The organism is Pseudomonas sp. T1.Ur (assembly GCF_023516725.1).
GTDB classification, from domain to species: domain Bacteria; phylum Pseudomonadota; class Gammaproteobacteria; order Pseudomonadales; family Pseudomonadaceae; genus Aquipseudomonas; species Aquipseudomonas alvandae.
The window spans coordinates 5,263,848-5,287,685 of record NZ_JAMGSN010000001.1; the positions used below are offsets into that span (position 1 = coordinate 5,263,848).

General features: G+C 61.0%; 21 protein-coding genes. 12 read left to right on the forward strand and 9 right to left on the reverse strand.

What is annotated here, in order from left to right:
• Positions 1 to 64: 64 nt before the first annotated feature.
• From M8Q45_RS23270 to M8Q45_RS23295, 6 genes are all read right to left on the reverse strand, one after another.
• On the reverse strand, positions 65 to 1,351 hold the full coding sequence (locus M8Q45_RS23270; RefSeq protein WP_249876554.1) for an OprD family porin: 1,287 nt from the start codon (positions 1,349 to 1,351) through the stop codon (positions 65 to 67).
• 249 nt (positions 1,352 to 1,600) lie between these two features.
• Positions 1,601 to 2,272, reverse strand: coding sequence for a DsbA family protein (locus M8Q45_RS23275; protein ID WP_249876555.1), 672 nt, complete (start codon positions 2,270 to 2,272; stop codon positions 1,601 to 1,603).
• Between the two features lie 200 nt (positions 2,273 to 2,472).
• On the reverse strand, positions 2,473 to 2,673 hold the full coding sequence (locus M8Q45_RS23280) for a hypothetical protein (protein ID WP_030141521.1): 201 nt from the start codon (positions 2,671 to 2,673) through the stop codon (positions 2,473 to 2,475).
• 243 nt (positions 2,674 to 2,916) lie between these two features.
• The gene (aguA, locus tag M8Q45_RS23285) at positions 2,917 to 4,023 is read right to left on the reverse strand and encodes an agmatine deiminase (protein ID WP_249876556.1); all 1,107 of its coding nucleotides are present in this window, start codon (positions 4,021 to 4,023) and stop codon (positions 2,917 to 2,919) included.
• 3 nt (positions 4,024 to 4,026) lie between these two features.
• Positions 4,027 to 4,905, reverse strand: coding sequence for an N-carbamoylputrescine amidase (aguB, locus tag M8Q45_RS23290; RefSeq protein WP_249876557.1), 879 nt, complete (start codon positions 4,903 to 4,905; stop codon positions 4,027 to 4,029).
• A 253-nt stretch (positions 4,906 to 5,158) separates the two neighbouring features.
• Positions 5,159 to 8,071, reverse strand: coding sequence for an aminotransferase (locus M8Q45_RS23295; RefSeq protein ID WP_249876558.1), 2,913 nt, complete (start codon positions 8,069 to 8,071; stop codon positions 5,159 to 5,161).
• A gap of 199 nt (positions 8,072 to 8,270) precedes the next feature.
• Between M8Q45_RS23295 and rfbB the strand changes: the two genes are divergently transcribed.
• The 8 genes from rfbB to M8Q45_RS23335 all read left to right on the forward strand — a co-directional run bounded on the left by rfbB (position 8,271) and on the right by M8Q45_RS23335 (position 16,736).
• Entirely contained in the window at positions 8,271 to 9,353 is a 1,083-nt protein-coding gene (rfbB, locus tag M8Q45_RS23300; RefSeq protein ID WP_249876559.1) for a dTDP-glucose 4,6-dehydratase, read from the forward strand.
• The gene (gene rfbA, locus M8Q45_RS23305) at positions 9,350 to 10,222 is read left to right on the forward strand and encodes a glucose-1-phosphate thymidylyltransferase RfbA (RefSeq protein WP_249876560.1); all 873 of its coding nucleotides are present in this window, start codon (positions 9,350 to 9,352) and stop codon (positions 10,220 to 10,222) included. Before rfbB ends, rfbA begins: the two co-directional genes overlap by 4 nt.
• Positions 10,219 to 10,764: a dTDP-4-dehydrorhamnose 3,5-epimerase gene (rfbC, locus tag M8Q45_RS23310; protein WP_249876561.1), complete on the forward strand. Its 546-nt coding sequence runs from the start codon at positions 10,219 to 10,221 to the stop codon at positions 10,762 to 10,764. Before rfbA ends, rfbC begins: the two co-directional genes overlap by 4 nt.
• Positions 10,761 to 11,642: a dTDP-4-dehydrorhamnose reductase gene (rfbD, locus tag M8Q45_RS23315; RefSeq protein WP_249876562.1), complete on the forward strand. Its 882-nt coding sequence runs from the start codon at positions 10,761 to 10,763 to the stop codon at positions 11,640 to 11,642. Before rfbC ends, rfbD begins: the two co-directional genes overlap by 4 nt.
• A 36-nt stretch (positions 11,643 to 11,678) precedes the next feature.
• Positions 11,679 to 13,487: a sensor histidine kinase gene (locus M8Q45_RS23320; protein WP_249876563.1), complete on the forward strand. Its 1,809-nt coding sequence runs from the start codon at positions 11,679 to 11,681 to the stop codon at positions 13,485 to 13,487.
• On the forward strand, positions 13,484 to 14,872 hold the full coding sequence (locus M8Q45_RS23325) for a sigma-54-dependent transcriptional regulator (protein ID WP_249876564.1): 1,389 nt from the start codon (positions 13,484 to 13,486) through the stop codon (positions 14,870 to 14,872). The genes M8Q45_RS23320 and M8Q45_RS23325 overlap by 4 nt, the downstream gene beginning before the upstream one ends.
• Before the next feature lie 38 nt (positions 14,873 to 14,910).
• Entirely contained in the window at positions 14,911 to 15,366 is a 456-nt protein-coding gene (locus M8Q45_RS23330; protein ID WP_249876565.1) for a YiiD C-terminal domain-containing protein, read from the forward strand.
• Positions 15,367 to 15,764: 398 nt separating this feature from the next.
• On the forward strand, positions 15,765 to 16,736 hold the full coding sequence (locus M8Q45_RS23335; protein WP_249873132.1) for an IS110 family RNA-guided transposase: 972 nt from the start codon (positions 15,765 to 15,767) through the stop codon (positions 16,734 to 16,736).
• Positions 16,737 to 16,821: 85 nt separating this feature from the next.
• Here the strand turns inward: M8Q45_RS23335 and cysQ are convergent, their stop codons facing one another.
• Together cysQ and nudE are read right to left on the reverse strand one after the other, a co-directional pair.
• Positions 16,822 to 17,649 (reverse strand): 3'(2'),5'-bisphosphate nucleotidase CysQ, encoded by an 828-nt coding sequence (gene cysQ, locus M8Q45_RS23340; RefSeq protein WP_249876566.1) that lies wholly within the window; start codon positions 17,647 to 17,649, stop codon positions 16,822 to 16,824.
• Complete coding sequence (gene nudE / locus M8Q45_RS23345) at positions 17,646 to 18,212, reverse strand: ADP compounds hydrolase NudE (protein WP_249876567.1); 567 nt, start codon at positions 18,210 to 18,212, stop codon at positions 17,646 to 17,648. Before nudE ends, cysQ begins: the two co-directional genes overlap by 4 nt.
• 89 nt (positions 18,213 to 18,301) lie before the next feature.
• Between nudE and yrfG the strand changes: the two genes are divergently transcribed.
• Positions 18,302 to 18,964: a GMP/IMP nucleotidase gene (yrfG, locus tag M8Q45_RS23350; RefSeq protein WP_030141534.1), complete on the forward strand. Its 663-nt coding sequence runs from the start codon at positions 18,302 to 18,304 to the stop codon at positions 18,962 to 18,964.
• A gap of 100 nt (positions 18,965 to 19,064) precedes the next feature.
• Here yrfG and lysM read toward each other — a convergent pair whose 3' ends face one another.
• Positions 19,065 to 19,514 carry a peptidoglycan-binding protein LysM gene (lysM, locus tag M8Q45_RS23355; protein ID WP_249876568.1) on the reverse strand — a complete coding sequence of 150 codons (450 nt, stop codon included), beginning with the start codon at positions 19,512 to 19,514 and terminating at the stop codon, positions 19,065 to 19,067.
• A gap of 134 nt (positions 19,515 to 19,648) precedes the next feature.
• On the opposite strand from lysM, the gene M8Q45_RS23360 reads away from it, so the two are divergent.
• The 3 genes from M8Q45_RS23360 (at position 19,649) to M8Q45_RS23370 (ending at position 23,814) form a co-directional block, all read left to right on the forward strand.
• Positions 19,649 to 20,536 (forward strand): LysR family transcriptional regulator, encoded by an 888-nt coding sequence (locus M8Q45_RS23360; protein ID WP_030141536.1) that lies wholly within the window; start codon positions 19,649 to 19,651, stop codon positions 20,534 to 20,536.
• A 93-nt stretch (positions 20,537 to 20,629) separates the two neighbouring features.
• Positions 20,630 to 21,469 (forward strand): formate dehydrogenase accessory sulfurtransferase FdhD, encoded by an 840-nt coding sequence (gene fdhD / locus M8Q45_RS23365; protein WP_249876569.1) that lies wholly within the window; start codon positions 20,630 to 20,632, stop codon positions 21,467 to 21,469.
• Positions 21,466 to 23,814 carry an FdhF/YdeP family oxidoreductase gene (locus tag M8Q45_RS23370; protein ID WP_249876570.1) on the forward strand — a complete coding sequence of 783 codons (2,349 nt, stop codon included), beginning with the start codon at positions 21,466 to 21,468 and terminating at the stop codon, positions 23,812 to 23,814. The genes fdhD and M8Q45_RS23370 overlap by 4 nt, the downstream gene beginning before the upstream one ends.
• The last annotated feature ends 24 nt before the right edge of the window (positions 23,815 to 23,838 follow it).

Below are 23,838 nucleotides of genomic sequence, written 5' to 3' on the forward strand. Positions count from 1 at the left end.
CCCAAAAAGCCCCCAAACCTAAGATCGGGGGCTTTTCGTCAAACACTGGCTATCCAATCACCCATCAAAAAACATTAATCGGATAATCCACAAACACCCGCAGCTCATTACCGCTGACGTTGTACTCACTGGACTTCTGCGACACACGCAACACCGAACTGCGCAACCGCACGCTCAAATCCTTGGCCGGGCCGCCCTGGACGACGTATTTGAACTGGTTGAAGATTTCGCGCTCGGTGCCGCCTTCGCTGGTGGAGGTGGTGATGTTGTCACCGCGCACGTAGGCCACGTTATAGGTCAGGCCCGGGACGCCGAAGGTGGTGAAGTCCAGGCCGTAGCCCAACTGCCAGCTGCGTTCGTCTTCGGCGTTGAAGTCCGACCAGTAGGAGTTGGCCAGGTAGATGGTATTGCCGCCATCGCCGACACGATTCTGATCCCGTTGGTAGCCGCCGTAGGCGTAGCCGAGGTTGCTGTCGCCGGTGCTGCGCTGGTGGGCAAGGGTGAAGCTGTGCGGACCGGTGGCGAAGGTGGCCGCCAGGCTCCAGATCTTGTTGTCGTCGCCGGTGACGTTGTTTTCCCGTACGTAGCTGTTATCCAGCTTGGTGCGATAGCCGTTGAAGTCCAGGGTCAGGGATTGATCCTTGGCCAGGGGGAATACGTAGTTGGCGTTCACGTATTGTTTCTTCAGCACGTCCTCCACGTCGGAGGCGTACAGCGCAGCCTTGAACTGTTCGGTGAATTGATAGCTGCCGCCCAGGACGTTGATCGACTTCAAGCCACCGCTATCACGACCTTCGGCGCTTTTACGCGACTCGGCGGTGAAGCGGCCGGCGTTCAGTTCGAGTCCTTTGATTTCCTTGGAAGTGATCAGCGTGCCAGTGTAGCTTTCCGGCAGCAGGCGTCCGTTGTCATAACTCAACACGGGCAGCGCCGGCATCTGGTCGCCGTAGGCCAATACGGTGTTGGAGACGCGGAACTTCACCGCGGCACCGAACTTGGACAGGTCATCGGCCGCGTTGCCGCTGTCGCCTTTCTTGAAGAAATCGATGCCTTGCGCACCGGTACGTCCTTTGCCGCCGTCCAGACGCAACGCATACAAGCCGAATGCATCCACACCCACGCCCACCGTGCCTTGGGTGAAGCCGGACGAGAACGTACCGATGGCCGCCTGGCCCCATTCGGCCTTGTCCTTGTTGCCGTCCTTGTAGTCGCGATTGATGTAGGCGTTGCGCAACAGCACTTTCAAGCTGCTGTCTTCAACGAAGCCCTTGGACTCGGCCTGGTCATTGGCCATGGCTTGTGTGGTGCTCAAGATCCCCAGTGCGATCAAACTGATGCGCTTGTTCAACATGATTATTTTCCTTATACGGGTTGATTCGCACTGCAACTGGCAACCGGAATGGCGCTTTTGCGCTCTTTATTCGGACTCTTGCTCCTGAAAATAATGAAAAGGCCCGCCCACGATGATCGTGTCGGGCCCTTTTATTATTTAAGAGTCATGGCTGTTGGCCACAGGCGTGGACGAATCCTAGACGCGCCATGAACCCTGTGTCAATTTCGTGAATCATCTGGGATTAGGCGAAAAACGCCTAAGAACAGATCAGTTTGCACAGCCGTCCAGGCCACAGACCGCTACGGGCGCCGAATCGTGCAATGGCATGGCTTGCTTCAGCCATTGGGCGAACGCCTCGGGCTTGCCCAGCCAGGGACCGATATCGATCAGCGTCAGCCGGCCTTCCCGCTCCAGGGCGAGCGTCGGGAAACCCTGCCCGCCAACCTTGGCCAACAAGGCCCGGCTTGCAACGAAATGCGCTTGCACATCGACTTCGATGAATGAACGCCGGAATGCCCCGGCCTCGAAGCCGATGGAGTTGGCTAATTCCAATAGCACCGTTTCGTCAGCAATTCGCCGGCCTTCAACGTAATGGGCCGTTTGCAAGCGCTCCAACAACGCCAGGCCTCGGCCATCGAGCTGTTCAGCCGCAAGAACCGCCGCAGTCGGAGGCGACGAGTCGAAGATCGCCTCCTCGTCCCGCAAAAGCCCTTCGAAATAAGCCTCGCCAAACGGCTGCCCGGTGTATTCGGCGATTCTCCGGTCATGGGGCATCACGTAATTGCGCAACTGGGCGGAGACTTTCTGGCGATTAGCGCCGGTCATCATGCCGCCACCATGGGCAATAACTGGCAACACTGTCCTGGCGACCTGGATCAGCGGCTTGGCGCCGTAGCACCAGCCGCACAGTGGATCGTAGATGTAGTGAAGTTGGGTCATGAAGACTTCCGCCGGGGCTCTGGTTTCTGTAGCGGCAGGTTAGCCTTGGGGAGCACGCGGAAAAACGCTGGAACCGTGTTCAGTTTGTTTCGTGGATCGGTCGAATCCGTGGGATCGCCGCACCGCCGCTCCCACAGGAAATCCACAGACATAAAAAAGCGCCGCCCTTTCGAGCAGCGCCTTGATCAATCCGTTGAATTCTATCCTTGCATCACATCCCACAACGCTTCCATTTCCGCCTCGCTGAACAGGCCAGCGGGGTAGCGCTCCATGATCGTCCGGCGCGGATCAGGCTCCCTGATCTGACGCGTTCCATTGGACTTCAACCACTGCGCCACGGCTTGGAGCGACTCACCATTAACGGCCAAAGGATGGCATGTGCGCTCGCTTATCATGTTCATTCCAGCGCCCTCCTGGTTGATGAGCGGCCAATTTATCCGAGGTTTATGACAAAACAACGCAGCTCCTCTCTTCAGAACTGCCTGTATGCCGATACAAGAGCTATGCCAATGTCATCACGTCGGCAACAAGCCAGACACAAAAAAGCCCGCGCTCCAATTGGGGCGCGGGCTTGCTCTGCATGGATCCAAAAACAGCGGCACCGGGCCGCTGCGATTGATATCACCAGGCTGTTACATAGCCACTCATTTCATGCGCGGCGCCGGTTGTTGTTGGGTAAGGCAATGGATGTTTCCGCCCCCCAGTAACAGTTCCCGTCCCGGCACCATGACGACTTCATGCTGCCGAAACAGCGTCTGCAGGATCTCCCTGGCCGTAGCGTCCAGCGGGTCGTCGAAACTCGGCGCGATAATGCCGCCGTTGACGATCAGGAAGTTCACATAGGAGCCCGCCAGTCGCACGCTCGGATTGCGCTCCTGGGAACCTTCTACCGCGTCCACGCCGGCACATTCTTCTTCGGTGGCATACAACGGCCCGGGAATCGGCATTTTATGCACCGTGAACGGGCGACCCTTGGCGTCGGTGCTGTTTTGCAGGACGTTCATGGCCGCTTGGCAACGAGCGTAGTTCGGGTCTTGCGGATCGTCGGTCCAGGCGAGTAACACTTCGCCAGGCCGCACGTAGCAGCAGAAGTTATCCACATGACCATCGGTTTCGTCATTGAACAGACCGTCCGGCAGCCAGATGACTTTATCCACAGCCAATTGGGCGCCGAGCACGGCCTCGATCTCTTCGCGGCTCATGTGTGGATTGCGATTACGGTTGAGCAGGCACTCCTCGGTGGTGATCACGGTGCCTTCGCCATCGACATGGATCGAGCCGCCTTCCAGCACAAAACCTTCGGTGCGGTAACGCTGGCTACGCTCGATTTCCAGGATCTTGCCGGCCACTTGCGAATCGCGGTTCCACGGCGAATACAGGCCACCGTCGAAACCACCCCAGGCGTTGAAATCCCAATCGACTCCGCGCACTTCACCGTTGTCGTTGATGACAAACGTCGGGCCGGTGTCCCGGACCCATGCGTCATCGCTGGACATTTCCACCAGGCGGATATTCGGCACATCGAGGCGCGCCCTGGCGTTTTCGTATTGGGCCGCAGACACCGCCACGGTCACTGGTTCGAAACGGGCGATAGCCTTGGCCACCGCTACATGGGCGGCCTGCGCGGGCTTGCCGCCCAGGCGCCAGTTGTCCGGGCGCTCGGGCCAGATCATCCAGACCTGGCTCTGGGTTGCCCACTCGGCAGGCATGTGGAAACCGTCCGCGCGCGGAGTGCTGTGCAAAGTTGTCATCAATCAGGACTCCAATGAGCCGTCGAGGGTTTTGATCGCGCCGTACAGGTCCGGACGCCGATCACGGAAAGTGCCCCAGGCACTGCGAATATGTTCCAGCTCGTCGAGGTCGAAGCTGTGTACTAGCACACCTTCTTCGGTTTCGTTCAGTTCCTGGACTTTTTCACCGAACTGATTGGCGATGAACGACGAGCCGTAGAATGTGATGTCGTAGCCATCCTGTTCTTCATTGCCGATGCGATTGCTCGCCACCAGCGGCATCAGGTTGGCGCCCGCATGGCCTTGTTGCACCCGCTGCCAGTGTTCACGCGACGAGATGGTCTTGTCGTGCGGCTCGCTGCCGATGGCGGTCGGGTACAGCAGGATTTCCGCGCCTTGCAGCGCCATGCTGCGGGCGCATTCCGGAAACCACTGGTCCCAGCAGATGCCTACGCCGATTTTTGCGTAGCGGGTATTCCACACCTTGAAACCCGTATCGCCAGGATTGAAGTAGTACTTTTCATGGTAGCCAGGACCGTCCGGGATGTGGCTCTTGCGATAGACGCCCAGGTTCCGCCCGTCGGCATCGATGATCGCAATACTGTTGAAGCGCGCACGGCCGGCCAGTTCAAAAAAACTGATGGGCAACACCACCTGCAGCTCTTCGGCGACTTTCTGGAAATGCTTGATGGCAACGTTGTCGTCAACCGAAGTCGCCAACTGCAAGTAGTCCGGGTTCGGCTTCTGGCAGAAGTACGGCGTTTCGAACAACTCCTGGATCAGGATGACCTGCGCGCCTTGGGCAGCCGCCTGGCGAACCAGCTTCTCGGCGGTCTCGATATTGGCTTCGAGATCCCAGGAACAGGCCATCTGAGTAGCGGCTACGGTAACGATACGACTCATGAATCATCTCCTGGGGCGATGGACAGAGACGCCTTTATAGCCGATAAAAATCGGCTTTTAAAGCAAATAAAATCCAAATTCCCATAAATAGCACTGAAAAACCCGACAAAAATCGATTTAAATCCCTGAAAAACCTGTGGGAGCGAGCCTGCTCGCGAAGACGGAGGACCATTCAAACACTTCAGTTGACTGGTCGACCGCTTTCGCGAGCAGGCTCGCTCCCACAGGGGAACAGCGTGGCGTGTCAGATTGGCTACAAGCCCTCTTCCAATACCTTCGCCAGCATATCGACGAAGAAATCCACACTTTGACGGCTGGTGACCATCGGCGGCTTGATCTTGAGGACGTTCAGGTAGTCACCGGTCGGTTGCATGAAAATGCCCAGCTCCCTCAAGCGATTGCACAGCGCCGTGGTTTCTTCGGTGGCCGGCTCCAGGGTGTCGCGGTTGCGGATCAGCTCCACGCCCAGGTAGAACCCCGAACCATGCACCGCTCCGACCAACGGATACTGGTCGATCAAGGCTTCCAGGCGGGCTTTGAAATGTCCGCCGACCACCTGGGCGTTTTCCCAGAGATTTTCTTCCTCCATGACATCCAGCACGGCCATGCCGATCTGGCAGCTGACCGGACTGCCGCCGGCAGACGAGAAGAAATACCCTTCGGCTTCCAGCGCCTCGGCGATCTCCCGGCGGGTGATGACGGCACCCAACGGCTGGCCGTTGCCCATGCCCTTGGCCATGGTGATGATGTCCGGCACCACGCCTTGCTCTTCGAAGCCCCAGAAAAACTCGCCCATGCGCCCGTAGCCAACCTGCACCTCGTCGGCGATGCAGACGCCGCCCCGCTCGCGCACCATCGCGTACACCTGCTCCAGGTACCCCGGCGGCAGCGCGATGCCACCGGCATTGCCGTACACCGGCTCGCAAATGAAACCGGCGAGCTGGCGTTTCTGCTCGGCGATTTTCGCCAGGTTGTGTTCGACGCTGCGCACATAGTCCGGCGCACTGTCGGCCCCACGGAATTCACCGCGGTAGGTGTTTGGCGCGGTGACCGGGTGCACCCAGTCCGGACGACTGCTGAGGGCCTTGGGGTTGTCGGCGATGGACGTCGAGACGGCATCGGCCGCCACCGACCAGCCGTGGTACGCCTCCAGCACGCTGAGCATGTCGCGCCCGCCGCTGTAGGCCCAGGCCAGGCGGATCGCCAGGTCGTTGGCCTCAGTGCCGCTGTTGACCAGGAACACGCGATCCATGTTCGAAGGCGCCAACGCCAACAGACGTTCGGAGAACTCGGCGATCGCCGCGTAGTGGAAGCGCGAGTTGGTATTGAGCAGCGACCACTGCCGCGCCGCTACCGCCGCCATGCGCGGATGACCATGGCCCAGCACCGCGACGTTGTTGAGCATGTCGAGGTAGGAGCGGCCCTGCATGTCGATCAGGTGGTTGCGCCAGCCGCGCTCGATGCGCGGTGGATCGACGTAATAGTGCTTCTGCGAACGGGCAAAACTCGCATCGCGACGGGCCAGCAGCGCCTCGGGATCGATTTCCGGCTCGGCATCACACGCCAGCCCCAGCAGGGCCGCTGGCGACGGGCATAGCGCTTGCCACGCTTGCGCCCGCGACGGCGAGCAGAACAGCGGAGGATTCAAATGCGCGCCCCGGCACAGTTGGACCCGCAACGGCCCGGTCACTTCGCCGATCACCTGCCCCTTGACCAGCGCGGCCCCGGGCAGCAACGACGATGCCACGCCCCACAGGCACACGCTCAACTGCGGGCCATCGAGCCGCAGCAGGCCATCGGCGCCCTTGTGCACCACGCCGGCGAAGGGCGATTCCAGTGGTGTGCCTTGCGGTACGTGCAATTCGACATGCAGCGGATAAGTATCGGGCTCGACGGCGCTGTCTGGCCGGGTGCGGGATAAGCGGTACTGGCCGTAACGGCTGGCCGCCAGACCGTGTACGGCGGCGGCTTCGCTCAGCAGGCGTTGGTCGATCCCCGCCTGCTCCCAGTTACCGGCCTCGAAATGCGGACTGAGGACGCCGAGGTCGATCAAGGCAAAGTCACGCCCCACCAGCGTCGGCAACAGCGGCGCGAAGCCCTCGTTGGCAACGGGCGCCAGGCTATGGCCGGCGGCAGTGAGAATCGCCGTCTCCATCAGTTCAAGCGGCACGGAACGGGCGACGTTGAAGATTTCCCACTCATGTTCGAGATTGTCACGGGAGTATCGGTTGTCCGGGTCGATCGCGACTTGTTGTTCGCCGCTGAGTACCAGCACAGCCGCACGGGCAACGATCAACGGCCAGAGCGCCAGGAGTTCTTCGCGCTGCAACGGATTGGTCGAGTGATAGGCCTTGATCGCAGGCAGGATGAAAAACGGATCGCCATCGGCGTGGTGCAGCAGCGCCGCACAGGTCACTGACAGGTCGGTGATGCGCCAAGTGCGGACCAAGTCGCCAAAATCAATCACGCCCTGCATCTGCCACTGGCGTTGGGCGTCGCGCTGCCAGACCACGTTGTCATCCGTGATGTCCATGTGGATCGCCTGTATCGGCAGGCTGGCCTTGAGTGGCTGCAAGTGCCGTTCGGCCTGTTGCGCGACATCGGCGATCAATTGGCGCCGCTGGTCATCCTGGATGACAGGCAGCAGGTGGTCGATCAACGCCGGGGCATGGCGCGCGTCCCATTGCAGGGTGCGCTCCAGGCCCGGATGGTCGAAGGTGGCAAGGGCCAGGTTCATCTCCGCGCACAGCCGTCCCAACCCGGTTACCAGGTCGGGGGTCAGGTGCTTGAGCTGGGTCAGGGATTGTCCGTCGATGTATTCCAGCAGGCGTACATGAACCGTTTGTCCGGCAACTTCGAGTGTCAGCAGGTCCTGGCCGTTGCTGGCCACCATGACGCGGGGCACTTTCACCACGCCGTGCCCGGCCAGCTGCTTGAGCGCAGCATGCTGGGCCTGGAGTTCCTGGATGGCGTAGTCGCCATGGCAAATCTTCAGCACATACCGACCGCGCTCGCTATCGACGCGGTAGTTGAGGTCCTGGTGGCTGCCGAGGGGTCGCAGGTCGCCGCTGAGTCCGTAATTCAAGCGCAACAGCACCAACGCCTGTTCGGCGCTGATCTGTGGGCTTGGCAAACTGGCACGGTGAACCAACGTAGCGAGCGGCATACAACGACCCCTGAGTGGTTTTGTTTTGGATGCCTATCACGCCACTGAGCCGGGGGATTAGCAACCCCTTCTTTTTTGCTCCGTCGATAGCCTGCCTGCGCTGACGCGCTCCTTGCGGATATTCGCTTGCACCCTCTTCGTCATGCCGACAAGCTATGCTTCATCGCTGTATCGTCTTATCGAAAAAAGGCTTAACCGGATGCGCATTCTCATTACCGGCGGCGCCGGTTTCATCGGCTCGGCTTTAATACGACATTTGATTGGCCACACTGATCATCAGGTGCTGAACCTCGACAAACTGACCTACGCCGGCAACCTGGAGTCGCTGAGCAGCATCGAGCACGATAGCCGCTACGAGTTCGTGCAGGCGGACATCGTCGACCAACCGACGATCAGCGCGGTGCTGGCGCGATTCAAACCTGACGCCATCATGCACCTGGCCGCAGAATCCCATGTGGACCGCTCCATCGACGGCCCGGCGGATTTCATCCAGACCAATATCGTCGGCACCTACAGCCTGCTGGAAGCCACCCGCGCCTATTGGCAAACCCTGGCCGAACCGCAAAAACGGGCGTTTCGCTTCCACCACATTTCCACCGACGAAGTGTATGGCGACCTGCACGGCGTGGATGACTTGTTCACCGAAACCACCGCCTACGCCCCAAGCTCACCGTATTCGGCCAGCAAGGCGGCGTCCGACCACCTGGTCCGGGCCTGGCAGCGTACGTATGGCTTGCCCGTGCTGCTGACCAACTGCTCGAACAACTACGGGCCATTTCACTTCCCCGAAAAGCTGATTCCGCTGGTGATCCTCAACGCCCTGGCCGGTAAACCGCTGCCGGTGTATGGCGATGGGCTGCAAGTGCGCGACTGGCTGTTCGTCGAGGACCATGCCCGGGCGCTGCTCGAAGTCGTCACCGAAGGGGTGGTCGGTGAGACCTACAACATCGGCGGCCACAATGAACAAAAGAACATCGACGTGGTGCGCAACATCTGTGCACTGCTTGAAGAACTGGCTCCGCACAAGCCCGAGGGCGTCGAGCACTACGCCGACCTGATTACCTTCGTCAAGGATCGTCCCGGCCACGACCTGCGCTACGCCATCGATGCCGGCAAGATCGAACGGGAGCTGGGCTGGACACCTTCGGAAACCTTCGAGACCGGACTGCGCAAGACCGTGCAGTGGTACCTCGAAAACCTGCCGTGGTGCCGGCGCGTCCAGGATGGCAGTTATCAGGGCGAGCGCCTGGGCTCGCTCGACAACAAGGATACGATTGCATGAAAGGCATTGTTCTGGCCGGCGGTTCCGGTACGCGGCTGCACCCGATTACCCTCGGGGTTTCGAAACAACTGCTGCCGATCTACGACAAACCGATGATCTATTATCCGATCTCGGTGCTGATGCTCGCCGGCATCAAGGAGATCCTGATCATCTCCACCCCGCTGGACTTGCCGCAATATCGCAACCTGCTGGGCGACGGATCTCAGTTCGGCGTGCATTTCAGCTACGCCGAACAGCCAGCCCCCGACGGCTTGGCCCAGGCATTCCTGATTGGTGAGCCATTCATTGGCAGCGACCCGGTGTGCTTGATCCTCGGCGACAACATCTTTCACGGCCAGCATTTCGGCGAGCAGTTGCAGACCGCCGTCAATCGCGAGCGCGGTGCGACGGTGTTCGGTTACTGGGTCAAGGACCCCGAGCGTTTCGGCGTGATCGACTTCGACCCGGAAGGACGCGCCGTTTCCATCGAAGAAAAACCCACCGAGCCCAAGTCCAGCTACGCGGTGACTGGCCTGTATTTCTACGATAACGACGTCATACAGATCGCCAAGACCATCAAGCCGTCCAAACGAGGCGAACTGGAGATTACCGACGTCAACAACGCTTATCTTCAACGCGGCGATTTGCACGTCGAGCGTTTTGGCCGTGGTTTTGCGTGGCTGGATACCGGTACCCATGACAGCCTGCTGGAGGCCTCGCAATACGTACAGACCATTGAGCATCGACAGGGCTTGAAGGTCGCCTGCCTGGAAGAAATCGCTTACCAGCAAGGTTGGGTCAGTCGAGAGCACGTTCTTGCGCGCGCCCAATATTTTGGCAAGACCGGTTACGGTCAGTACCTGTTCAAGATCGCCGGAGAGACACGTTGAACATCATCGCCACCCGCCTGCCGGACGTCCTGATCATCGAGCCGAAGGTCTTCGGCGACGAACGCGGTTTTTTCTACGAGAGCTTCAATGCCCGGGCATTCGCCGAAGCCACTGGCCGCGTGGTGCAGTTCGTCCAGGACAATCATTCGCGCTCGGCCAAGGGCGTGCTGCGCGGCCTGCATTACCAGATCGAACAATCCCAGGGGAAACTGGTGCGCGTCACCGAAGGTGAAGTCCTGGACGTTGCGGTGGACATTCGCCGTAGCTCACCGACTTTCGGCCAGTGGACAAGCGTACGCCTGTCGGGACAGAACCATCGGCAGCTGTGGATTCCACCAGGATTCGCCCACGGTTTCGTGGTGCTGAGCGCGTCAGCCGATTTTCTCTACAAGACCACTGATTACTACGCCCCTTCAGCCGAACGCTGCATTCGCTGGGACGATCCGGAACTGGCGATCGACTGGGAGCTGCAGGGCGCGCCGATCCTGTCCGCCAAGGATCAGGCCGGCAGCGCCCTCCGCGAGGCCGACCTGTTCCCATGAGTACCCCCTTGCGCATCCTGATCATCGGCCAGAACGGCCAGGTCTCCCAGGCCTTGCAAACGCGCCTCGCCGCCATGGGCGAACTGATCGTGCTGGGCAGCGGCCAGCTCGACATGGCGCGCACGGATCACATCCGCGCGCCTATCGATGCATTGCGGCCCGACCTGATCATCAATGCCGCCGCCTACACCGCCGTCGACCAGGCCGAAAGCGAAGCGGAGCGGGCCTTTGCCATCAACGCCACGGCACCGGGCGTGCTCGCGCGGGCGGCGCTTGAGCTGGGCATTCCGCTGATTCACTACTCCACCGATTATGTCTTCGACGGTCGCAAGCCCGAGCCCTATACCGAAGATGATGCGCCCAACCCCCTGAGCGTCTACGGACGCAGCAAACTGGCGGGCGAAGAGGCCATCCGCGAGGCGGGCGGGCAGCACCTGATCCTGCGCACCAGTTGGGTGTATTCCAATGCCGGGCGTAACTTCCTGCTGACCATGCAGCGCCTGCTCCAGGAAAAAAACCACCTGCGGGTGGTGGCCGATCAGGTCGGCGCACCGACCTGGGCCGGCACCATTGCCGACAGCACCGCAACATTGATCGAGCGCTGGCAGGCCGGACAGTGCGGGGCCTGGGGCACTTATCATCTGACGGCCCAGGGCCAGACGTCATGGTTCGGCTTCGCCCAGGCCATCGGTGAAAACCTGGTGGAGCAGCACAAGCCTTGCGCCGTGCTTGAGCCAATCCCCTCCAGCGAGTACCCGACTCCGGCGCCGCGCCCGCTGAACTCGCGGCTCGATTGCACGCGCCTGTTCCAGGAATGGGGCGTGAGCCAGCCAGACTGGCGAAGCGCTTTGCGACAGTGCCTTGCCGGACAAGCCTAGGCATAATGCGCCTGTAACCACAGGCGCATCCTGCTCATGAATTCCACGCTCCCCCGCAGACCCCGTTGGCGCAGCCTGGCCTTGCTCGCATTGTGCCTGGCGCCTTTGCTGTGGCCGCTGGAGCATCTGGCCGAGCGGTATTACCGCAGCGAGCTGGCCGGACAGAATCGCCAGACGCTCGATCTTTACGTCGCGAACCTGCTGGGCACCCTGCATCGCTATGAAGTGCTGCCGCAGATTCTCGGTGAACTGCCGGCCCTGCGCGCGGCCCTGTCGGCACCGGACGATGGCGTCACCCAGGGCAATGCCAACCGGCTGCTGAAGAACATCAGCGCCCAGACCGGCGCCGAAGTCATGTACTTGATGGACACCACGGGCAAGACCCTGGCGGCCTCGAACTGGGACAAACATGACAGTTTCGTCGGCCGCAACTTCGCCTTTCGCCCGTACTACATAGAAGCCATGGCCGGGCGCCTGGGACGCTTCTTCGGCCTGGGCACCACCTCGGGCAAGCGCGGCTATTTCTTTGCCGCGGCAGTCCACGAGCGTGAAAAGGTCATCGGCGTGCTGGTGGTCAAGGTTGACCTGGACCACACCGAAAGCCTCTGGGGCAAGACCCCGGAACAACTGTTGGTGACCGACCCCAACGGCGTGGTTATCCTCACCTCGCGCCAGGAGTGGCGTTTCCGCTCGACCCGCCCCTTGAGCGAGGCGGAAAGCAAGGCGATCAGCGCGATACAACCCTACCCGACACGCGACCCGAAGCCGCTGAACCTCGACGCCAGCGCCTGGCTGCCCCAGACCCAGACCATCGAAGAAACAGGCTGGAGCGTCAGCATCCTCGCCCCGCGCACCCTGATCGATCGTCCGGTGCGCACGGTGGTAATCATCGGCGGCGCAGCGCTTCTGGTCTTGATGCTGTTGCTCGGCCTGATGATGCAGCGCAGGCGCCATTACCTGGACCGCATCGCCTTCGAGGCCAAGGCCCGCCACGAACTGGAAGGCCGGGTCGCGGAACGCACCAGCGATCTGGAGGGCCTTAACCGGCGCCTCAAGCAGGAGGTCTTGGAACGCGAGCACGCCCAGCAGGAACTGGTCCGGGCCCAGGATGACCTGGTCCAGGCCGGCAAACTGTCGGCACTCGGCACCATGTCGGCCAGCATCAGCCATGAACTCAACCAGCCGCTGGCGGCCATTCGAAGCTATGCCGAAAACGCCGAGATATTGCTCGATCACCAGCGCACCGAAGACGCCCGTGGCAACCTCAGGCTGATCAACGAACTGACCGGGCGCATGGCGTCGATCATTGCCCACTTGCGCGCCTTCGCCCGTCGCGACCGTCACGCGCCAGAAAGCGTCGCCCTGCAACCAGCGCTGGACGATGCCCTGGCATTACTCGCCAAACGGCGGCGCAGCATGGAAGTGGAACTGATACGCGATCTGCCGGCCGCCACCCTGTGGGTCGAGGCCGGCGAAACACGTTTGCGCCAGGTGCTGGGCAATCTCCTGGCAAACGCCCTGGATGCGCTGACCGAAAAAGGCCCTCCACGTAAACTCTGGCTCAGTGCCCAGGCGACCGAAACCGGCGTCAACCTGTACATCCGCGATAACGGCCCGGGGTTTTGCATGGAAGCCCTTGGCCGCGCCGGCGAGCCGTTCTACACCACCAAGACCCGTACCCAGGGGCTTGGCCTGGGGCTGGCGATCTGCGACACCTTGATGCGCGCCTTTGGCGGCGAGCTGTTGTTCGCCAACCACAAGGAAGGCGGCGCCCTGATCACCCTGAAGCTGCGCGCGGGCGCGCCCGGGGTAAGCCTGCAACCCTCCGAGGACCGTAGCGTATGACCATCGACAACCAGATTGAGGTGGTGCTGATCGACGACGATCCCCATCTGCGTCAGGCCTTGAGCCAGACCCTCGACCTGGCCGGGCTGAAAATCCTGCCCCTGGGCGAGGCCAATGGCCTGGCCGGGCAGTTGCCCCGTGACTGGCCGGGCGTGGTGGTCAGCGACATTCGCATGCCAGGCATGGACGGCCTGGAACTGCTGGGTCAACTGCACGCCCAGGATCCGGAGCTGCCGGTGCTGCTGATCACCGGTCACGGCGATGTACCGCTCGCCGTGCAGGCCATGCGCGCTGGCGCGTACGACTTCCTGGAAAAACCGTTCGCCAGCGATCACCTGCTCGACAGCGTTCGCCGAGCCCTGGCCTTGCGCCGCCTGGTGCTGGACAACCGCAGCCTGCGCCTGGCCCTGAGCGACCGTCACGAACTCAGCGCCCGCCTGGTGGGCCAATCGTCGCCCATGTTGCGCCTGCGCGAGCAGATCGGCGCGCTGGCGGCGACCCGCGCCGATGTGCTGATCCTGGGTGAAACCGGCGCCGGCAAGGAAGTGGTCGCCCGCGCCCTGCACGACCTCTCCAGCCGGCGCAACGGGCCATTCGTGGCCATCAATGCCGGTGCCTTGGCGGAGTCGGTGGTGGAGAGCGAATTGTTCGGCCACGAACCCGGCGCCTTTACCGGCGCGCAGAAACGCCGTATCGGCAAGTTCGAGTTCGCCAACGGCGGCACGTTGTTCCTCGATGAAATCGAAAGCATGAGCCTGGACGTACAGGTCAAATTGCTTCGCCTGCTGCAAGAACGCGTGGTGGAACGGCTGGGTGGCAACCAGCAGATCCCGCTGGATATCCGCATCATTGCCGCGACCAAGGAAGACCTGCGCCAGGCCGCCGATCAGGGGCGGTTCCGCGCCGACTTGTATTACCGCCTGAACGTCGCGCCACTGCGCATACCACCGTTGCGCGAACGAGGTGAGGACGTGTTGTTGCTGTTCCAATATTTCGCCGACGAGGCCAGCGCCCGCCACGGCCTGCCGCCCCACGAGCTGCAACCGGCCCACCGGGCGCTGCTGCTGCGCCATGGCTGGCCGGGCAACGTGCGCGAGTTGCAGAACGCCGCCGAACGTTTCGCCTTGGGCCTGGAATTGGCCCTGGATAACAGCGCGCCGGAAAGTCATCCGGGCACGCCGGTGGAAGTGGTCAGCGGCGGCTTGAGCGAGCAGGTGGAGAACTTTGAAAAGACCTTGATCGCCGCCGAGCTGGCCCGCCCACACAGTTCGGTACGCAGCCTTGCCGAAGCATTGGGCATCCCGCGCAAGACCCTGCACGACAAGTTGCGCAAGCATGGGCTGGCCTTCGATAGCAGCCATGGCCCGGCCGAAGAGTCTGATTGAATGCCCGCCCAACGTCCCTTTCAAGCAAGAGGCCCAGCATGAACCGCGACAGCACCTACCTGGAATCGATTCTGCACCGGGACATCCCGTTGACGCAGGACATGGGCCTGAAAGTGCTCGATTGGCAGGGCCGGCAACTGCGCCTGTTCCTGCCCCTCGAGGCCAACGTCAACCACAAGAGCACCATGTTCGGCGGCAGCCTGTACTGCGGCGCGGTACTGGGCGGCTGGGGCTGGCTGCACCTGGCCTTGCGCGAGGAAGGGATCGAGGACGGTCACATCGTGATCCAGGAAGGACAGATCAGCTATCCGCTGCCGGTCACCCGGGATGCGCACGTCGTCTGCGAAGCGCCTGATGAAAAAACCTGGAAGCGCTTCCTGGCCACGTATCGGCGCTACGGACGGGCGCGGCTGGCCCTGCAGACGCGCGTGATGAATGTGGACAGCGACGACGTGGCGGTGCAATTCGAAGGGCAGTACGTGCTGCACCGTTGATCAAAGCAGCATAAAACCCGTGGCGAGGGAGCTTGCTCCCGTTCGGCCTTTGTAGGAGCTGGCGAAGCCTGCGATCTTTTGACCTTTGATCTTTGATCTTTCACTCCAGACTCAATTGGCCTTGAAAAGATCGCAGCCTCGCTTCGCTCGGCAGCTCCTTGTATCTCGACTATCGCTCCGTCAGGAGCGATAGTTCTCGACTGATCATCGAGGGAGGGACTTGGAAGCCGCGCAGCTCCTTAGGCTTTTTGCCTGTGATGTAGATCGTGCTCCAGCCCTCCACACTCACTCGTACAGTTCGCACGGTATCTTGGGCCCGCCTCCGGCTAGAGCCCGCATTCGCAAGGTTGGACCGAGTGACGTGATGATCGCAAAAGGGAACAAGTGGAGAAACGATCATGTCTGGTTTCGTTGGCGTCGACGTTGCAAAGAACACTTTTGATATCGCTACACACCTGCCCAACGGCAAGCACAAAACCAAGGCCAAGCTGGCCAACAATCCAAAAGGTTTTAAAGAGTTTGAGGCTTGGCTAGACACAAACGTCGAGCGTTCGGCCCTGATCGTGATGGAAGCCACCAGCGTCTACCACTTGGAGCTCGCCGAGTTCGTTTACAACAAAGGCTTCCGAATCTGCGTCGTGAACCCGGCTACGACCAAAGCGTACGCTGACAGCGAGCTGCGCCGCATCAAGACCGATAAAAGCGATGCCAAACTCATCGCCGACTTCGCCCGGGAAAAGGATCAGAAGCTTCAGCCATGGGCACCTGAGCCACTGAAGTATCGCCAGTTGAAAGCTATGGTGCGCCGCCTGGATGACCTTCAGGAAATGGAACAAATGGAGCTTAATCGTCTGGACGTGTCTGACGAAAAGGTCAAAGACTCGATCAACTCCGTTCTGCGCCATATCGAAAAAGAGATCGTTGAAACACATAAGGCGATCAAAAAGCACATCGATGACGACCCGGATATGCGTCAGATGCGGGATCTGATCGTAACCATCGACGGTATCGGACAAAAAACGCTTGAGCGATTGCTAGCCGAACTGGGCGACTTGCGCAAATACAGCGATCCTCGCCAATTGGTCGCCGCTGCGGGGCTGAATCCCAAGCTGCAAGAATCAGGAAAGCTTAAAGGTCATACCCTAATTTCGAGAATCGGGTCAGCACGGCTTCGTGCAGGCCTTTACATGCCTGGCATGGTGGCGCTGAAACACAATAAGGCGATCATGGCGATGAAAGAACGCCTGGAGGCCAACGGCAAGGCCCCCAAACAAATCATCTGCGCGGCAATGCGCAAACTGCTGCACTTCGTTTACGGAGTGCTCAAGTCAGGACTGCCATATGACCCGAAACTTGCGCTTGCCCGGTGAGACTTAAGACGGTATCTACAGCGCAGCCCAGCGGGAGCAAGCTCCCTCGCCACGACAAGCCCTCTCGCGCTTCAAAACGGTGGGTTCAAGCGCGGGCAAGCTCCAACAACTTCCTACGCCATGCAGCCTTCGCCGGCAAAGCCAGGAACGAAGCATTCAACAGCGACTCCCGCGGCGGATAGCAGAACGGTTCGCCGCCCAGGTCCAGCACCTCGCCCCCTGCACCTTCCAACACTCCCTGGGCGGCGGCGGTGTCCCACTGCGACGTCGGCGCCAACCGTGGATAGCAATCCGCCGCACCTTCGGCCAGCAGGCAGAACTTCAACGAACTGCCGATATTGGTCAATTGCAAGGCGCCAAGGCTCTCGCTCAAGCCGGCCAACAAGCGCTCCTGCTCCGCACTGGTGTGGCGACGGCTGGCGACGATGGTAAACACTTCTCCTGGCGCCAATACGTTACGCACGGCGATGGGCAAAGGCTCGGCATTTTTATCGCCACGCCAGGCGCCAAGCCCAGCGCCGCCGACATAAAAGCGCCCGTTGGTAGGCATCGAAACCACGCCAAACACCACCCGTCCCTCCTCGACCAAGGCGATGTTGACGGTGAACTCTTCGCTGCCGGAAATGAATTCCTTGGTGCCATCCAGCGGGTCCACCAGCCACCAGCGTTTCCAGGTCGCGCGCACGCTTTGTGCAATATTGGCGTCCTCTTCGGAAAGGATCGGGATATCCGGCGCCAGCGCGGTCAATCCAGCGACGATGACATCGTGAGCGGCCATGTCGGCGGCGGTGACGGGTGATTCGTCAGCCTTTTGCACGACTTCCACATTGACTCGCCAGAATGGCAGGATCGCCGCGCCGGCCTTGAGCGCCAGCTCGAGCACCGGGGCGATCAGGGGATGGGGGTAATTCATGGCAGGTAGGCTCCACGCTGGGTCAGCAGGTCGCGGGCCAGATACAGCGCCGCCAGCGCCCGGCCTTCGGTGAATTGTGGATTCTGCGACAGGGCCCAGAGCTCGCCCAGGTTGACCTTCTCGACGCGCATCGCCTCGGGCTCGTCGCCCTCCAACCGTTCTTCATACAGATCGGTCGCCAGCACCACCTGGATTTTCTGGCTCATGTAGCCTGGCGACAATGACAGCTCGGTCAAGTGCTCCAGTTGTCGCGCGCCAAAACCGGCCTCTTCCTTGAGTTCCCGTTCAGCCGCCGCCAGCACATCCTCCCCGGGCTCGATCAAGCCTTTGGGCAGGGACAGCTCGTAGGCATCGGTACCGCCGCAGTACTCTTCCACCAACACCGCGTGGTCGGCGTCGAGCATCGCCACGATCATCACCGCGCCGTAGCCTGCGCCCTTGCTCGCCAACCGCTCATAGGTACGTTCCACGCCATTGGAAAAACGCAATTGCAGTTCTTCAACGCAAAACAGGCGGCTGGTGGCGACGATCCGTCGGTCGAGTATGGTGGGCTTCTGGCGCATAAACGGCTCCCTGGGCGATAGCGGGCTACTATACCCGGCCTTATCCTGATTGTTTGTGTCGGATAACTGATTACCGCTGGAGAAGTTTGATGGCTTTATTGCCCTGGCACGAGATCGACACGGTGCTGTTGGACATGGACGGCACCTTGCTGGACCTGCATTACGACAACCACTTCTGGCTGGAGCACCTGCCCCAGCGCTACGCCGAACTGCACGGCGTCAGCCGCGCGATGGCCGAGATGGAGCTGCAACCGCTGTTCGAACGCAACGCCGGCCAGTTGCAGTGGTACTGCCTGGATTTCTGGAGCGAGGAACTGAAACTGCCGGTGCGCGAGTTGAAACTGGAAACCGCGCACTTGATCGCGTTGCGTCCGGACGCCGATACATTCCTGGCGGCGATCCAAAGGGCCGGCAAACGGGTCGTCATGATCACCAATGCCCACCGAGATTCGCTGTCCTTGAAATTGGAGCGTATCGAACTGGCTCCGTATTTCGAGCGCTTGATCAGTTCCCATGACTACGGTTTCCCCAAGGAGAACCCGCAGTTCTGGGATGCCTTGCAAGCCGACCTGGATTTCGACCCGGCCCGCAGCCTGTTTATCGACGATACCCTGCCGGTATTGCGCAGCGCCCGGGACTTTGGCGTCGGGCACCTGCTGGCGGTCAGCGAACCGGACAGCCGCAAGGGGCCGAAGGATACGGGGGAGTTTGAGGCGGTCGGGGATTATCGGGACTTGATTGCCGGACTTTGAACCGCACCGCCTTCATCGCGAGCAAGCTCGCTCCCACAGGGACATGTGGTCAACTGTGGGAGCGCGCTTGCTCGCGATGAAGACACCGCAAGTCTGAAGATTACTCAGGGATACGCAGCACCTGCCCCGGGTAGATCTTGTCCGGGTGCTTGAGCATCGGCTTGTTGGCTTCGAAAATCTTGTTGTACTTGTTTGGATCCCCATAGACCCGCTTGGAAATGGCACTCAAGGTGTCACCCTTCTCAACGGTGACGAACCTGGCCGCAACAGCAACCGGCCCGGTGACCGTGATCTGGTCATCCACGCCACTGATACCGGCAACGTTGCCCAGGGCCAAAAGGATTTTTTCCTTTTCCTCCTGCGTCGCGGCTTCGCCCGTGGCAATGACCTTTTCGCCTTCGACTTTTATCTGGATCTTGGAAGTATCTATACCTGTCAGGGCATCTTGTACGTGCTTGGTCAGCGCCTCGCTGTTGGCTTCGGCCTTGTCGGGCGTCAGCGCATCAAGAATTTTCTCACCGGCATCTTTTAAAAAACTGAAAAGGCTCATGGTTGTCTCTCCCTGGGTTCGAATGTCCAGACGCAAAGCCTAGACCAAGCCCACCGGACCCGCTTACCAACTGACCAATGACCCCACCACGCGCAAGCGCTAGAATCCCAACCTTCCAGCGCCCAGGAGCGAAGATGGACATCAAGCAGCTGAAATTTCTCATCGCGCTCGACGAAACCCGTCACTTCGGCCAGGCCGCCGCTCGTTGCCACATCACCCAACCCACCCTGTCGATGCGCTTGCGCAGCCTGGAAGAAGAGCTTGGCCTGCCACTGGTCAACCGGGGGCAGCGCTTCGAGGGTTTTACCGCGCCAGGTGAACGGGTACTGGCCTGGGCTCGCACGGTGCTGGCCGCCTACGACGGGCTTCAGGCCGAAGCGGCGGCCTGCCGGGGCAACCTGGTGGGCACGCTGCGCCTGGGCGTGGTGCCGCTGTCGAACTTCGATCCGCTGTCGATGATGCAGCGCCTGCACGCCGACCACCCCAGCCTGCGTTTCGAATTGTCGTCCCTGAGCTCCGAGCAGATTCTCGAACAGTTGGCGAACAACCGCATCGACCTGGGCATTTCCTACCTGGAACGCCTGGACAACGATCGTTTCGAGGCGCTGCCGTTCAGCCATACCCGCATGGGCCTGCTTTACGACCAGCGGTTTTTCTTTTTCGATGAACAACCGCTGAGCTGGGAAGCGCTGGTCGAATTGCCCTTGGGCATGCTCACCAGCGGCATGCATTTTCGCCAGTCCATCGACCACAATTTCCACAGTCGGGGATTGTCACCCCAACCGCTGTTGCAGACCGACGCCGTGCATCAACTGCTACAGGCCGTGCACGGCGGGCTGTGTTGCGCGGTGGTGCCGTTGGAAGGCGGCCTGCACGACATGGCCGAAGACCTGCGGATCCAGCCCATTGAAGGGGCGCAGTCGCTCGTCCCGCTCGGCCTGATCATGCGTCGCGGCGCCCCGCGCTCGGCGTTGGCGGAGGCATGTTTCGCGCTTTATCAGAAATCAACAAGCATCTCTTGATCGACGTCATCTATTGAAAGATCAGTAATAGCGATTAGACGTGGCAGATTGCCGCATTTAGTCTTACCACTATTCCTACTTTCAGTGATGCCCATGAACGACAAGCCTCCGGTCTGTCCAACGCCTGACGGGGAACCTTCCACGCCAGCCGCCAGCCAGAGCTATCGCTACTGCAACCTGGACCACTCCGACTCGGACAGCACCGCGCTGGCCGAGGAAGTGGCGTTGGCCATTGCCTATAACGGCATCAGCCAGGCTGTCATGTTGGTCACGCCCACTGATCTGGAAGATTTCATCGTCGGCTTCAGCCTCGGCAGCGGCATCATCGAGGACCCTGCGGATATCTATGATTTGCAACTGAGCGGTGCGGGTTCCGCGCAATATGCCCAGGTCACCATTGCCAATCGCGCCTTCTGGAATCTCAAGCAGCAACGCCGGCAGATGGCCGGCACCAGTGGTTGCGGACTCTGTGGCGTGGAAGCCGTAGAACAGGCGCTACCCGACCTCAAGGCGCTGCCCGGGGCACCGCTGCCTCCGGCGCCATGGCTCGACGGCCTGCGCCAACGCATCAGCCAGTTCCAGCCCCTGGGCCAGCACTGCGGCGCGGTCCATGCGGCATTGTTCATGGACGCCCAGGGCGAGCTGCTGCTCGGCCGTGAAGACATCGGCCGACACAACGCCCTCGATAAACTGATCGGCGCATTGATCCGGCAACAAATCCCGGTGGCCGGCGGCTTGGCGATCGTCACCAGCCGTTGCAGCCTCGAATTGATCCAGAAAGTCTTGCGTGCGGGCATCCAGACCCTGGTCAGCCTGTCGTCGCCCACGGGCCTCGCCGTGCAGTGGGCCCGCCAACACAACCTCAACCTCATCCACCTGCCGCAAAAAAGTGCGCCGCGGGTCTATAGCCCTGCGATGGAGAAACAAGCGTGAGCAATTATCAACAAGCCAACCAGAAACCCGCACCGCGCTACAAGCCCTACAAGGGCCCTGCCGGTGGTTGGGGCGCGCTGATCAGCGTCGCCCAGGCCTGGCTGACCAGCGATAACGCGCTGAAGAACATCCGCATGATGCTCAAGACCAACCAGAACGGCGGTTTCGACTGCCCCGGCTGCGCCTGGGGTGATTCGCCGGAAAGCGGCATGGTCAAGTTCTGTGAGAACGGCGCCAAGGCCGTGAACTGGGAAGCGACCAAGCGTCGTGTCGACGCGGCTTTTTTCGCCAAGCACAGCGTGACGTCGTTGCTGGAACAGAGCGATTACTGGCTTGAATACCAGGGGCGCCTGACGGAACCGATGAGCTACGACGCCGAAACCGACCGCTACAAGCCCATCAGCTGGGACGCGGCATTCGCGCTGATCAGCAAGCATCTGAAAGGACTGTCCAGCCCGAACCAGGCGGAGTTCTACACGTCGGGCCGGGCCAGCAACGAAGCGGCCTACCTGTATCAACTGTTCGTGCGAGCCTTCGGCACCAACAACTTTCCCGATTGCTCGAACATGTGCCATGAAGCCAGCGGCGTGGCCCTGTCCCAGAGCGTGGGCGTGGGCAAAGGCACGGTCACCTTCGACGATTTCGAACATGCCGACGCGATTTTCGTCTGGGGCCAGAATCCCGGCACCAACCACCCACGGATGCTCGAGCCCCTGCGCGAAGCCGTCAAACGTGGCGCCCAAGTGGTGTGTATCAACCCGCTGAAAGAGCGCGGCCTGGAACGCTTCCAGCATCCGCAGCATCCGCTGGAAATGCTCACCAACGGTGATAAACCGACCAACACCGCCTATTTCCGCCCGGCCCTGGGCGGTGACATGGCTGTGCTGCGGGGCATGGCGAAATTCCTGTTGCAATGGGAACGGGACGCGCAGAACAGTGGCGGCCCTGCGGTGTTCGACCATGGGTTCCTCAACGAACACAGCGCCAACGTCCTGGAATACCTGGCAGTCGTCGATGAAACCCCGTGGGAGCAGATCGTCGAGCAATCCGGCCTGACCCTGGCCGAGATCGAGCAATCCGCGCGGATGTACGCCAAAGCCAACAACGTCATCATGTGCTGGGCAATGGGCATTACCCAGCACCGTCATTCGGTGGCGACGATCCAGGAAATCGCCAACCTGATGATGCTGCGTGGCAACATCGGCAAGCCAGGCGCAGGGCTCTGCCCGGTTCGGGGCCACAGTAACGTGCAGGGCGATCGGACCATGGGAATCAACGAGCGTCCGCCCGTTGCGTTCCTCGACACCCTGGAGCGGCGCTTCCAGTTCAAGGTACCGCGTGAAAACGGCCACAACGTGGTCGAGGCGATCCACGCCATGGCCGAAGGCCGGGCGAAAGTGTTCGTCGCCCTGGGCGGCAACTTTGCCCAGGCTACGCCAGACAGCCACCGGACCTTCCAGGCCCTGGGCAATTGCGACCTGACCGTACAGATCAGCACCAAGCTCAACCGCAGCCACTTGGCCCATGGGAAGGAAGCGCTCATCTTGCCGTGCCTGGGGCGTACCGACATCGACCTGCAAGCGGAAGGCTCGCAAGCCGTGACCGTGGAAGACTCCTTCAGCATGGTTCACGCCTCGAATGGGCAGTTACAGCCGCTGTCGAACCAGATGCGTTCCGAGCCCTGGATCATTGCCGGCATCGCCGCCGCCACGCTGGGCAGCCGCCCGGTGGATTGGAACTGGCTCGTGGCCGACTACAGCCGCATCCGCGACTTGATCGCCGAGACCGTCCCTGGCTTCAAGGATTTCAACGAAAAACTCAAGAACCCCGGCGGTTTCTACCTGGGCAACAGCGCCGGCGCCCGTCGCTGGAATACCCCTTCGGGCCGGGCCAACTTCAAGCCCAACCGGCTGCCGACGGACCTGATCCATGAGCGCACCCGGGCGACAGGCCAACTGCCGGACCTGATCCTGCAATCGATGCGCTCACACGACCAGTACAACACCACGATCTATGGGTTGGACGACCGTTATCGTGGCGTCAAGGGCCAACGCGACGTGCTGTTCGTGAACGAGGCGGACATCATCCGCCTGGGCTTCAAGCCGGGGCAGAAAGCCGACATCGTTTCGCTCTGGGATGATGGCCGTGAGCGTCGGGTCAAGGGCTTTACCTTGCTGGCCTTCGACATCCCCGCCGGGCAGGCCGCAGCCTATTACCCGGAAGTGAATCCTCTTGTGCCGCTGGAAAGCACGGGCGACGGCAGCTTTACCCCTACCTCGAAGTTCGTGGCGATCCGCCTCGAAGCCGCGAGCGAAAACGGCTTGATCCTGGCGAAGTCGGCCTGACGCAATCCTCAGGGGGCGGGCTTC